The sequence below is a fragment of the Paraglaciecola arctica BSs20135 genome (assembly GCF_000314995.1).
GTDB classification, from domain to species: Bacteria; Pseudomonadota; Gammaproteobacteria; order Enterobacterales; family Alteromonadaceae; genus Paraglaciecola; species Paraglaciecola arctica.
Genome location: NZ_BAEO01000027.1, coordinates 102,754 through 115,650, shown reverse-complemented (window position 1 = coordinate 115,650; position 12,897 = coordinate 102,754). Strand labels below are relative to the sequence as shown.

General features: G+C 40.7%; 13 protein-coding genes. 12 read left to right on the top strand and 1 reads right to left on the bottom strand.

Going from position 1 to position 12,897, the window contains the following annotated elements; genetic code table 11:
* The first annotated feature begins 1 nt into the window (after window position 1).
* Entirely contained in the window at window positions 2–715 is a 714-nt protein-coding gene (locus GARC_RS09695) for a tRNA1(Val) (adenine(37)-N6)-methyltransferase (RefSeq protein WP_007619342.1), read from the top strand.
* Window positions 716–787: 72 nt separating this feature from the next.
* The gene (locus GARC_RS09690; protein WP_226989094.1) at window positions 788–1,168 is read left to right on the top strand and encodes a hypothetical protein; all 381 of its coding nucleotides are present in this window, start codon (window positions 788–790) and stop codon (window positions 1,166–1,168) included.
* 29 nt (window positions 1,169–1,197) lie between these two features.
* On the opposite strand, the gene queG is transcribed toward GARC_RS09690, so the two are convergent.
* The gene (gene queG, locus GARC_RS09685) at window positions 1,198–2,343 is read right to left on the bottom strand and encodes a tRNA epoxyqueuosine(34) reductase QueG (RefSeq protein ID WP_007619340.1); all 1,146 of its coding nucleotides are present in this window, start codon (window positions 2,341–2,343) and stop codon (window positions 1,198–1,200) included.
* On the opposite strand from queG, the gene GARC_RS09680 reads away from it, so the two are divergent.
* From GARC_RS09680 to GARC_RS09635, 10 genes are all read left to right on the top strand, one after another.
* A complete protein-coding gene (locus tag GARC_RS09680; protein ID WP_007619339.1) occupies window positions 2,337–3,890 on the top strand; it encodes a bifunctional ADP-dependent NAD(P)H-hydrate dehydratase/NAD(P)H-hydrate epimerase in 1,554 nt (517 codons plus the stop codon). The genes queG and GARC_RS09680 overlap by 7 nt on opposite strands.
* Window positions 3,887–4,378, top strand: coding sequence for a tRNA (adenosine(37)-N6)-threonylcarbamoyltransferase complex ATPase subunit type 1 TsaE (gene tsaE / locus GARC_RS09675; RefSeq protein WP_007619338.1), 492 nt, complete (start codon window positions 3,887–3,889; stop codon window positions 4,376–4,378). The genes GARC_RS09680 and tsaE overlap by 4 nt, the downstream gene beginning before the upstream one ends.
* A 10-nt stretch (window positions 4,379–4,388) precedes the next feature.
* On the top strand, window positions 4,389–5,723 hold the full coding sequence (locus tag GARC_RS09670) for an N-acetylmuramoyl-L-alanine amidase (protein ID WP_007619336.1): 1,335 nt from the start codon (window positions 4,389–4,391) through the stop codon (window positions 5,721–5,723).
* Window positions 5,724–5,758: 35 nt separating this feature from the next.
* Entirely contained in the window at window positions 5,759–7,564 is a 1,806-nt protein-coding gene (mutL, locus tag GARC_RS09665) for a DNA mismatch repair endonuclease MutL (protein ID WP_007619334.1), read from the top strand.
* Entirely contained in the window at window positions 7,557–8,510 is a 954-nt protein-coding gene (miaA, locus tag GARC_RS09660; protein ID WP_007619333.1) for a tRNA (adenosine(37)-N6)-dimethylallyltransferase MiaA, read from the top strand. The genes mutL and miaA overlap by 8 nt, the downstream gene beginning before the upstream one ends.
* Window positions 8,511–8,584: 74 nt before the next feature.
* Window positions 8,585–8,830 carry an RNA chaperone Hfq gene (gene hfq / locus GARC_RS09655; protein ID WP_007619331.1) on the top strand — a complete coding sequence of 82 codons (246 nt, stop codon included), beginning with the start codon at window positions 8,585–8,587 and terminating at the stop codon, window positions 8,828–8,830.
* Window positions 8,831–8,849: 19 nt separating this feature from the next.
* Complete coding sequence (hflX, locus tag GARC_RS09650) at window positions 8,850–10,139, top strand: ribosome rescue GTPase HflX (protein ID WP_007619329.1); 1,290 nt, start codon at window positions 8,850–8,852, stop codon at window positions 10,137–10,139.
* Window positions 10,140–10,236: 97 nt separating this feature from the next.
* Window positions 10,237–11,394, top strand: a complete 1,158-nt coding sequence (gene hflK / locus GARC_RS09645; RefSeq protein ID WP_039989272.1) for an FtsH protease activity modulator HflK — start codon at window positions 10,237–10,239, stop codon at window positions 11,392–11,394.
* Between the two features lie 3 nt (window positions 11,395–11,397).
* A complete protein-coding gene (hflC, locus tag GARC_RS09640; protein ID WP_007619325.1) occupies window positions 11,398–12,282 on the top strand; it encodes a protease modulator HflC in 885 nt (294 codons plus the stop codon).
* A 157-nt stretch (window positions 12,283–12,439) separates the two neighbouring features.
* Window positions 12,440–12,826, top strand: a complete 387-nt coding sequence (locus GARC_RS09635; RefSeq protein ID WP_007619323.1) for a DUF1304 domain-containing protein — start codon at window positions 12,440–12,442, stop codon at window positions 12,824–12,826.
* Window positions 12,827–12,897: the final 71 nt, after the last annotated feature.

The window sequence follows — 12,897 nt, the reverse complement described above, 5'->3', positions numbered from 1 at the left end:
AATGGGCTTTAAATTTAAACAATTCACTATTGAACATGATGCTTGTGCTATGAAAGTGGGAACCGACAGCATCATGTTGGGGAGCTGGGTAGAAGCTAAAAACGCTCAACGTATTTTAGATATTGGTACAGGTAGTGGTTTGTTAGCCATTATGTTGGCTCAAAAAACACAAGATACTTGTTTAATTGACGGAATAGATATCGATGCAGCAGCAATTACACAAGCTAAAGACAATGCTAGAAATTGTCCTTGGACAGCTCGACTGACTTTTGAGCATATTAGCCTTCAACAATTTCCATTAACTACTGGTTATGACTTAATTGTCAGTAACCCTCCCTATTTTTCAATTAATATCAGCGCGAATAAAACTCAATCCACCAAAAATCGCCTCAATGCACGGCAAACAATTGCGTTAGATCATCCAACACTTTTAAAAGAAGTAAACAAACACCTATCTTCAAAAGGAAAATTTTATTGTGTATTGCCGCTAGATGTAGCTAACACATTCACAGCGGACGCTGAGTCAGAAGGGTTGTATTGTACTCGGGAACTTCAGGTGCAGCCGAAATATCAATCAAATGTGACGCGACTTTTATTAGAATTTAGTCGTAAAAAAACCATCAAAACCTGTGAAAAACTTAGTATTTATAACCACCTAGACAGTTATTCCAATGAATATATTACTCTTTGCAAAGATTACTATTTTAATTTTTGACAGTTTTTACACTTATCATCTATCTTTTGATACATAGGTTTTGATAAAAAGTGTTAGCTAATCTCAGGGGAAATGATGAAAACATTTGAATTACCCAAGTCAATATCGTCTCTGGCTAACGAATTACAAATTATCCAAATGGTCTGGCAAGGTGTGCCAGTGCAGATCCCCAAATTTGCAGTTTATGCCATTATTGAAAAACCGATTTTTGATCAGATTGTATTTCGAAATAGTAGACAAATTGGCCTGTTACATTTTGGTCGATACAAGATCCCTGTTTTAGATCCTTTTCGAGGAGACATTGATTTTCACCCTAATTTTGCACTGATTATCAGCCATAGCCGTGGTAACTGTTTTGGTTTGTATGGGTACCCAGCGGATCATATTGAGTCAGATATGCAACTTTCTTCATCTCATGGCTCAGTCTTTAGGATTGTTAAAGATTACGTTTAATACTACCTAAATAAGTAAGTGTTCACTCACTATGCGTCTCTAACCAAGCCTTTTTCAATACTTCGGACTAATCTTTGAGTTAAGCGGCTATCGTTTTTTTCATTCTGAGAGGCTTTGTTTTGATGTTGTTGTAATGCCCATTGAATATGTTCTTTGACTAAGTCTGTAGCCTGGCTCAAAGCGGCCTGCAAGGTGTTAACGATCCTCTCTGAATAAGCTGCATTTCCTAAGCCCACGGCCAAATTGCGTTGCCAACGTTCAAAACCAATACGCCTTATCGGAGATCCTTCGGTATTTTTCAGAAAGGTTTCTTCATTCCACGCAAATAAGTCTATAAGTTCTTGGCTCATCAGTTTCTGTCGCGGATGGAAATCTGCTTCATCGGTAATATTGGCGTAGCGATTCCAAGGGCAAATAAGTTGGCAGTCATCACAACCGTAAACACGGTTACCAATCAAAGATCGATATTGTTCGGGTATCGCGCCTTTTTGTTCTATGGTCAGGTATGAAATACAACGCCTAGCGTCGACAACATAAGGCTCCACTATTGCTTGAGTAGGACAAATCGTCAGACAAGCTGTGCAACTACCACAGTTTTCAACTACAGCCTTGTCCACAGGTAATGGAATATCTACAAACAATTCGCCCAAAAAAAACCAAGAACCGGCTTCTTTATTGATAGTAAGTGAATGCTTACCTGTCCATCCTATGCCTGCTTTTTCAGCAATGGCGTGTTCGAGTACTGGGGCTGAGTCGACAAAAGGCCTGAAGTTTAATTCTGCACATTCAGCCTTAATTTTGTCACCAAGCTTTTTCAAACGAGCACGCAACAACTTGTGGTAATCGCGACCGAGGGCATAACGACTGATATAAGCTTGCTGTTTATTTTTTAGGGTCTGTGCAAATTTTGCATCGGGGGGCAGGTAATCCATCCTGACACTGATAACTCGCATAGTGCCGGGCAACAGTTCTGCTGGTCTGGCCCTTTTCATACCGTGCTCTGCCATGTAATGCATTTCACCGGCATAACCTTTTTCCAGCCACGATTGTAGATGGGATTCATGCTGTTCTAGGTTAACATCACAAATACCCACTTGCTGAAAACCTAGCGCTTTCCCCCAAGCCTTGATATTTTCAGACAAAGACAATAATTCAGAAGTGTTTAGAAATGACATTGACAAACCTGTTAACCGAGCAAGCGGCTGCGATTCTAGCACATAAAATAGTGAGTTCAGAACAAGTCAGAACGATTGAACCTAAGGCTGCCCAACTCGCTGGTTGCAGTATGTTTGAATTGATGCAAAGAGCTGGCGAAGCTACGTTTCAAGTATTAACCAAAGAATGGCCTGAAGCCCAAAATATTATGGTAGTTGCTGGCAATGGTAATAATGCCGGTGATGGTTATGTGTTGGCTAAACTGGCTAAACAAAAAGGCATGCATGTTGTAGTAGTCTGCCAGCAGCCACAAAGAGAATTAACTGGCGATGCAAAACAAGTACAAGCTCAATGGCAAAACGTCGGTGGTGAAACTCAAAAATTTGCTGGACAAAATTATGCACAATTTGATCTGATAGTAGATGCATTATTGGGTACTGGTGTAACTGGCGAAGTCAAACCAGACTTTCAAGCCGTTATCCAACAAATCAATCAATCAAACACTCCTGTATTGAGTATAGATTTACCTTCTGGGATGCAGGCTAATACCGGGCAAGCGCTGCCTATTTGTGTCAAAGCCGATGTGACAGTCACTTTTATTGCAACTAAGCCTGGACTGGTTAGCGGTACTGGCAAAGAATTTAGCGGCAAGGTGGTTTTTGCCGATTTGGCTGTGGCAAAAGAATTTTTTAGTCTTGCCCACAGCGACGCACAATTAGTCAACTGGAAAATGTTACAACCATTAAAAAGCAGACCTGTTCACAGTAATAAAGGCTCTTTTGGTAAATTGTTATGCATAGGGGGTAATCAAGGTATGCCTGGAGCAATTCGACTCAGTGCCGAATCTGCCTTGCGCTGTGGTGTTGGTTTAGTAAAGGTTTATTGCCATGAATCAAGCAGTTTGGCGATCTCAATTGGTCGCCCAGAAATTATGCTTGCTCACAAAAACCTTGAGGCAGCATTGGATTGGTGTAGCTGCATAGTTATAGGGCCAGGATTAGGCCAAGATGATTGGGCTCATCAGCAGTTTTCGCGGTTATTGGCTCATCTTAAACTTCACCCTAAGCCATTGGTCATTGATGCTGATGCTCTAAATTTGATAGCGGCAATGGCAGATGATGCAGACCAGCTAGACACTTTGGCACAATTACCGGCAATAGTATTAACCCCTCATCCAGGCGAGGCGAGCCGGCTATTGCAGTGCAATATTGCGAAAATTGAAAATGATAGGTATTTGGCTAGTAAAAATATTGCCCATAAATATAAATCTAGCTGTGTATTAAAAGGTGCTGGCACTATTATACAAACCAATAGACTAGACCAAGAACCACAGAGCTGGGTTTGCGAAGGCGGCAACCCTGGTATGGCAACCGCGGGCATGGGGGATTTATTAAGCGGAGTTATTGGCGCTTTTTTGGCACAAGGATTTACCTCACAACAAGCTGCAGTTTATGGCGTATGCGCTCATGCAGAAGCCGGAGACAGAGTTGCCATACAATATGGTCAACGTGGTATGATTACCTCAGATTTATTACAACCTTTACGAGCCATTGTTAACGGACTATGAGCATTTCATTGATTTCACCCATTGCGGATTTACCCACAACACATTATGACTTAGTGGATGAAGAAGCCACAGTAACTTTGGCTGGAAAATTAGCACAGTTGTGTCATCAAGGTATAGTGATATATCTTGAGGGTGATTTAGGCGCAGGTAAAACCACTTTTAGCCGAGGTTTTATACAAGGATTAGGACATATTGGTAAGGTCAAAAGTCCTACCTACACTTTAGTTGAACCCTATGAAATAGCAGGCTGGCGGGTATTTCACTTTGACTTATATCGCTTGTCTGACCCTGAAGAGTTAGAATTTATGGGTATCCGTGATTATTTTGATGCTGATTGTATTTGTTTGATTGAATGGCCAGACAAAGGCGCTGGCCTCTTGGCATCAGCGGATTTACACATTAGTATTGAGTACACGCAAACAGGACGTGCGTTATCGATGCAGGCCAAATCTGCAAAAGGCTCGGACTTGCTTAAGCTATTAAACTAGAAAAATAATAATGCAAACGTTTTGCTCTAAACAACTCAATGTACTATTAATCAGTTTTATATTGATGGCTTTTAGCACAGTAAGTTTTGCTAAAAACACCATCGAAGGACTGCGTATTTGGCCTTCCCCGAATACGACACGTTTAGTATTTGATTTAGCAGATACGCCTAATTACAGTTACTTCACCTTAAACAATCCGCAACGATTAGTTATCGATATAGAAAATACTCCAAGAAATTACGATTTTTCAAAAGTGGATAATGATAGTAAGTTGGTCAAAAAGGTGCGTTACAGCACAGCCAAAAATCCGCAATCAGTAAGAGTAGTTATTGAGTTATCCAAAAAACTCGAAAAGAATATATTTGCTTTACCTCCTACAGCTCCCTATGGCGATAGGTTAGTGATTGATCTAAACGATCCTGACTCTAGTGCACCACAAATTGTATTAAATTCAAAATCCACCACAGACAGAGACATTATCATTGTTATCGATGCTGGCCATGGTGGAGAAGATCCAGGCTCGATTGGCCCTAGTGGCAGTTATGAAAAAAATATCACTCTAGGTATAGCCGAGCGATTAGAGGCCTTGATTAATAAAGAAAATGGCATGAAGCCTGTGATGACTCGAACCGGTGATTATTATATTTCACCAAATAAGCGACCTCAACTTGCCAGAAAACATAAAGCGGATATGTTTGTATCAATCCACGCAGATGCCTTTACCACTCCTCAACCTAGTGGAGCTTCTGTGTGGGTGTTATCTATGAAAAGGGCAAATACTGAATTAGGTCGTTGGTTAGAGAGAACTGAACGTCATTCTGAATTGTTAGGCGGTGCCGCGGAAATTATTCAAGATACGGCGAATGAACGTTATTTAGCCCAAGCATTACTTGATATGTCAATGGATCACTCTTTGACCACCAGTTACGATGTAAGTCGTGACATGATCAAACACCTAAGAAAAGTGACAAGATTACATAAAAAGACCCCACAAGCGGCTAGCCTTGCGGTGTTAACTTCACCAGATATCCCATCAATTTTAGTAGAGACTGGATTTATTTCTAACCCTAAAGAAGAAAAAAATCTTAATTGGTCCACCTATAGACAGAGGTTGGCTCAATCGGTATTTGACGGACTTAAACAACATTTTAAAGGTTCACCTCCTGATGGTTCTTTATGGGCTAAATGGAAACAAGAAAAGCGTACTCATAGAGTCCGCAGCGGTGAATCATTATCTTTGCTCGCGCAACGTTATAATGTACAGATCAGTACCCTGAAAAAAGCCAACAACCTAAATACTGACGTGGTGCGTATCGGACAAGTTCTAACGATCCCTAGCACCTAGTCCACTCATTTAGCATTTATACCAAGGTCATTGTTTTGCCAATTCAAATTCTTCCCGCAAGATTAGCCAACCAAATTGCCGCTGGAGAAGTGGTTGAACGCCCCGCTTCTGTGGTCAAAGAGTTAGTAGAAAATAGCCTAGATTCAGGCGCTACTTCCATTGAAATTGATATTGAAAAAGGCGGACATAAACGCATATTGATCCGCGATAACGGCAGCGGCATTGTTCATGATGAACTCGCTTTAGCGTTAAGCCGCCATGCCACTAGTAAAATAGCAAAATTAGATGATTTAGAAGCTATTTGTAGTTTAGGTTTTCGCGGTGAAGCTTTAGCCAGTATCAGTTCAGTTGCACGCTTGAGTTTAAGTTCTAAGCCCAAAGAGCAGACCCAAGCTTGGCAAGCACACTGCGAAGGTCGCGATATGCAAGTGCAACTTAATCCAGTAGCACATCCTGATGGCACTAGTGTCGATGTAGTCGATTTGTTTTTTAATACCCCCGCGAGGCGCAAATTTTTACGTACCGAAAAAACTGAGTTTGCCCATATCGATGAAATTGTCAGGCGTATTGCTCTAAGTCGGTTTGATGTGAGTTTTAGTCTTAAACATAATGGTAAATTACTGCGTAAATACCCTGCAGTGAAAGTACAAGGTTCTGAATTAAAACGCCTTGCTAATATTTGTGGCAAAGAGTTTTCCGAGCAATGCATTGAGCTTAATAGTCAATATCAACAGTTTGAGTTAAAAGGCTGGTTGGCTCAACCAGAACAAGCTAAACCTCATGGCGACTTTCAGTACTTCTATGTAAATGGCCGGATGATGCGCGATAAGTTGATCAACCATGCTGTTCGCCAAGCGTTTGAAGGATTGATTGGTGCCGATTTGTATCCAGCCTATGTACTATATTTGACCCTTGAGCCCAACCAAGTCGATGTTAATGTTCATCCAGCCAAACATGAAGTGAGGTTCCATCAAGCTCGTTTGGTACATGACTTCATATATAGAGCATTAACGGATTCCCTTAATCAATATTTTCAACAAGGGCAACAACATCCCCCTGAAGTGAACGTATTACCCAATGCCGAACCCAATCATAACTATATTCAAGCATTGCAAAGGCCAACATCTGAACCTAAAGTTGACGATGTTTTATCTAGCTATGGTAGTGCAAGCAGTCAGTCATCTGGTTCTTCGGGCACCTTTGCAAACAAGGACAAGGCAGAGCACTTAGTCAACTCTTCACAAGTTATCAAGCAATCTTCAAAAAACTACCAACAATTGATGACCCCAACACAGTCAATTAATTCTGCTGAGCAAGCAACTACGCTGCCCGGGCAATGGCTACAAGTAACAGATAAAAAAATTCTGATTAAAGTTGATAAAAAATTCTATTTACTCGAAACACAAGCGTTGCATCTTAATGTGATGTCAAAAATTTACGCAGATACTATGCCCGTAAGCCAACCTTTATTGATGCCGATATCGATAAAAGCCACGGCTGATTTGTTAGCCCAGGCAAAAGCACTCTATCAGCCACTTTTGGAGAACAGTGTGGAAATTGGTTGGACACCAAATAGAATAATTCTACGTAAAGTACCTGCTGGATTAAGGCAATTTCGGTGGATAGAATGTTTAGAGGACATTTTGAGTTGTACGGAATTAGATACCAAAATGGTACGTAAGCACTTGCTAACATGCATGGTTTCAGCTGAAGAAACAGATCTTAGCCAGATACAAGAATTGTGGCAGCAGTTTGTCCATTCATCAGTTAATTTAGAACATGATATGGCTAAAATAGCTACCCCCGTAAATTTAGATGATTGGCTGAATATGCATGAATGATATTTTGAACAAAGACACAACTAGCTTGCCACCTGCATTATTTTTGATGGGGCCCACTGCGTCAGGAAAAACCGACCTTGCGATTGAACTTTGCGAAAACCTGCCTTGCGAAATAATAAGTGTCGACTCTGCGTTGATCTATCGAGGTATGGACATAGGCACGGCTAAGCCAAGCGCTGCGGAATTAAAAAAAGCCCCGCATCTGCTTATAGATATCTTAGATCCCGCACAAAGTTATTCTGTAGCCGAATTTCGTAAAGATGCGCTGATAGCAATGCAAGACATTACATCACGGGGCAATATCCCATTATTGGTTGGTGGCACTATGATGTATTACAAAGCCTTGCTAGATGGGCTTTCGCCATTACCAGAGTCAGATCAAAACGTTAGAAAAGCGATAGAAGCAAAAGCCGAGGAGTCCGGTTGGCAAGTATTGCACCAACAATTAGAGCTAATCGATCCTACCTCTGCTAAACGTATTCACCCCAATGATCCGCAACGATTAATTCGAGCCTTAGAAGTTTATCTTCTAACAAATCGCTCAATGACAGACTTGATGGCTACTAAATCCGCCCCCATACCCTATAATGTAAAACAATTTTGTATTGCACCGGATGATCGCAAGGTATTACATCAACGCATTGCTCAGCGTTTTCAATTGATGGTCGATACAGGGTTTCAGGCCGAAGTAGAAAAATTAAAAGATAGAGGTGATCTACATTTGAACTTACCTTCTATCAGATGTGTCGGATACCGGCAAATGTGGCAGTACCTAGATGGTGATTATGATTTTAATGAAATGCGTGAAAAGTCAATTGCCGCGACTCGGCAGTTAGCCAAAAGGCAATTGACTTGGTTAAGAAGTTGGGAAAATATTCACCCCTTAGATACATTTTCGTCAAACAATTTGTCGAAAGTCATTAGACAGAGTAAATTTCAATCCTAATGCGGTCTATACAGCTATATTTTTTACTGTATAATCCCGATTTAGGGTAATTTTATAATAAAAAAGGATTGAACATGGCAAAAGGGCAATCATTACAAGACCCATTCCTCAATACGCTGCGTAAAGAGCGTATTCCTGTATCCATTTATCTAGTAAACGGTATTAAACTACAAGGGCAAGTTGAGTCCTTTGATCAGTTTGTAATTTTACTTAAAAACACTGTAAGCCAAATGGTTTATAAACACGCAATCTCTACCGTTGTCCCATCACGCGCAATCCCAATGCCAACTGCTGGTCAATCGGAAGTAGACGAAAACTAGATGGTTTTAGGAGAACTGATTGTTTGACCGTTATGAAGCAGGTGAACAAGCTGTTTTAGTACATATTGATTTTGCTGATGAAAATAGCAAAGAAGATTTATTAGAATTACAATTGCTTGTTTCGTCTGCTGGCGTAAATGCCATAGATGTAGTCACAGGATCTCGGCAGACGCCACAAGCTCGATATTTTGTAGGAAGCGGTAAAGCCGAAGAAATTGCCAATGCTGTCAGGGCTTTGCAAGCTGATGTGGTAATTTTTAATCATAGTTTATCTCCCTCTCAAGAACGTAATTTAGAACAATTATGCCAATGTCGGGTACTCGACCGTACTGGTCTTATTCTAGATATTTTTTCCCAACGTGCCCGAACTCACGAAGGTAAGTTACAAGTAGAGTTAGCGCAACTTCGTCATATCAGCACTCGGTTAATTCGCGGTTGGACTCACCTAGATAAACAAAAAGGTGGAATTGGTCTACGTGGTCCAGGTGAAAGTCAGCTTGAAACTGATAGACGACTATTAGCAGCTAGAGTTAAGGCAATCCAACGCCGCCTCGACAAAGTACAAAAACAACGTGAACAAGGTCGCCGTTCCAGAGTTCGAGCAGAGATCCCAACGGTTTCGCTAGTGGGATATACTAATGCTGGTAAATCAACATTATTTAATACTATGACAGATTCTGCCGTTTATGCAGCGGATCAACTGTTTGCTACGCTTGATCCAACGCTTAGAAAGATTCAGTTACAAGATGTTGGCGCAGCGATTCTTGCCGATACGGTTGGTTTTATTCGTCACCTCCCCCATGATCTCATAGCGGCCTTTAAAGCTACTTTGCAAGAAACCCAACAAGCTAACCTGTTATTGCATGTAGTCGATTATTCTGACGAGCAATTTCGAGAAAATATCGGACAAGTCAATGAAGTGCTTGAAGAGATAAAAGCTGACGAGATCCAACAGTTAGTGGTGTGTAATAAAATTGATCGCATGGATGGCGTTAATGCAAAAATAGATCGCGACGAATCAGGCATGCCTATTCGCGTTTGGATATCTGCCCAACAAGGGCTTGGTATTGATTTACTGCTCAACGCAATTACTGAATGTTTATCAAAAAACATGGTACAACATAGCTTATTAATACCACCACATAAGAGTAATTTACGTGGTGTGTTTTTTGATATGAACTGTATTGCCTCAGAAGATTATGCCGAAAATGGCGATTGGCAAGTCGATGTGCGTATGGAACAGCGTGATTGGAATAGACTCATTAAACGTATCGACGTAGATTTAGAGTCATATATTGTAGAAATTTAGCGACAAATAACAAATAACAAATAACAAATAACAAATTTAAAGAAACTCGTATTGGTCAATAGACCTATTTATTGAATTAACTAGTTGGAGAGAAATGATGGCTTGGAATGAGCCCGGTGGTAACAACAATGATCCTTGGAAAAACAAGGGCGGCCGAGATCAAGGCCCACCTGATTTAGACGAGGTATTCAAAAACTTGATGAATAAATTTGGCAAGTTTGGCGGTGGAGGTAGTGGCGGCTCATCAGGAGGTAAAAGTCTTGGTGGTATAGGTGCACTCGTAATTTTAGGTATATTGGTTATAGTCTGGGTGTTTAGTGGTTTTTATACTATTCGTGAAGCAGAGCGCGGCGTAGTGTTGCGTTTTGGTGAATTTAGCCATTTTGTTGATCCCGGCTTACGTTGGAAACCGACTTTTGTTGACACAGTTAAACCTGTAGATGTGCAAACGATCCGCTCTATGCCTTCGTCTGGTTCAATGTTAACTGAAGATGAAAACGTGGTACGTGTTGAGATGGAAGTCCAATATCGCATCCTCGAACCATATAAATACAGCTTTGCGGTCACAAGCCCTGAAGAAAGTTTGAGTCAGGCGTTTGATAGTGCCATTCGTTATGTTGTCGGACATTCTAAAATGGATGACGTGCTAACAGGTGGTCGTGAAGCAGCAAGACAAAGTGTTCGGGATGAGTTAACTGGAATTATTGAGTCATACGACATGGGAATATCTGTGGTTGATATGAACTTCAAGGATGCAAGACCACCAGAAGAAGTGAAGGAAGCTTTTGATGATGCCATTGCAGCACAAGAAGATGAACAACGTTTTATCAACGAAGCACAAGCCTATTCTCGTGAAATTGAGCCTAGAGCTCGTGGACAAGTCAACCGTATGGCACAAGAAGCTCAAGCCTATAAAGAGCGTGTTACATTAGAAGCTCAAGGTGCAATCGCACGTTTTGAAGAGTTATTACCTCAATACCAGGCAGCTCCAGAAGTGACTCGTAGTCGCATCTATATTGAGTCTATGGAAGAAGTATATGGTAATACCAGCAAAATCTTGGTGGATACCAAAGGCACTGGCAACATGATGTATTTACCGTTGGAAAAAATATTGAGCAATCAATCGGGTCCAACTATTCCTGCCAATAATAGAAGTACGTTAGAAGGTTTACGGAATCAAGACAGTGATACTCAGTCGGTTGACAACAACTCCAGAAGCAGTCGCAGTAGCGGCGCACGTAGTGGGAGAAACTAAGACATGAAAAATTTTATTGCACTAATTATTGTGGCCTTAGGCCTACTTGTATTTGGTTCTTTGTTTGTTGTAGATGAAGGCAACAAGGCCATCGTTATTCAGTTTGGTAAAGTACAAAGAGACAGCGAAACCGGTGATACTAAGGTTTTCGAACCTGGCCTTCACCTAAAATTGCCGTTTTTTGATCGCGTCGTAAGTCTTGATGCACGTATTCAAACTTTGGATGAAATACCAGATCGTTTTGTTACCTCAGAGAAAAAAGATTTGATTGTCGACTTATATGTTAAGTGGAAAATCGAAGATTTCGCTAAGTACTATCTAGCAACTGGTGGTATCAAAGCGAGTGCGGAAATACTGCTACAACAAAAAGTGAATAATGGTCTGCGTTCTGAATTTGGTACCCGCACTATTACACAAATTGTTTCTGGTGAACGTTCAGAATTAATGGACGAAGCTATGGAACAAGCCTCTTCAAGTTCAGATGAATTAGGTATAAAAATTGTTGACGTGCGCGTTAAACAAATCAATTTACCATTAGAGGTACGTAACTATATTTTCCAACGCATGCGAACTGAACGTGAAGCGGTAGCCAGAGAGCATCGCTCTGAAGGTAAAGAAAAAGCTGAATTTATCAAAGCAGATATTGATGCCAAAATTACCGTCATGTTAGCTGACGCAGAACGTAATCAGCGTAAACTTAGAGGTGAAGGTGAAGCTCAAGCGGCTCAGATTTATGCTGAGACTTACACCAAAGATCCTGAGTTTTATAGCTTCTTGCGTAGTATGGATGCTTATAAGAAAAGCTTTAGCAGCAAACAAGACATCTTAGTGGTAGAACCGGATAGTGACTTTTTCCGTTATATGAAGGGTCAAAAAGGCGGTAAATAAACCAATTACTAAATTGTTATACAAAAAAGCGCCTATCGGCGCTTTTTTTTTGTTCCAAAACAACTCGCCTGCGATTTAACTGCAATCCTTGCAACTTAGGCAGATTTACCACACTATGAAAAAATATATCTGTTGCAAAGTAGTCAAGGTAATATCTATGAAGTTTTTCGCTGGGTTTATGACCTTTTTAGTCGCCCTGTTACATATAGGCATAATGGTGCTAGAAATGTTTTTCTGGAATCATCCTGTAGGACAAAAAATATTCTCAATGACGGCTGAGGTTGCACAATCTTCAGAAGTATTGGCCATGAATCAGGGATTGTACAATAGCTTTTTAGGCTTTGGTTTACTTTGGGGTTTAATCAGTGGTAATCAAAGCCTAAAAGTATTTCTACTTATATGCATCACTATTGCAGGTATTTTTGGTGGCCTCACTGCCAAGGTTAGTATCTTATATATTCAAGCATTACCTGGATTCATCACGTTATTGCTAATATTAAAAGCCAAGAGACGCCAAGCGGGTGAAGCACGTCTTTTCTCTTAATTAATAGCTGTCCCAAACTCAGACTAGTTAACCAGAGCTTGGGATAAGCCATAGTGTCCAGTACCACTATT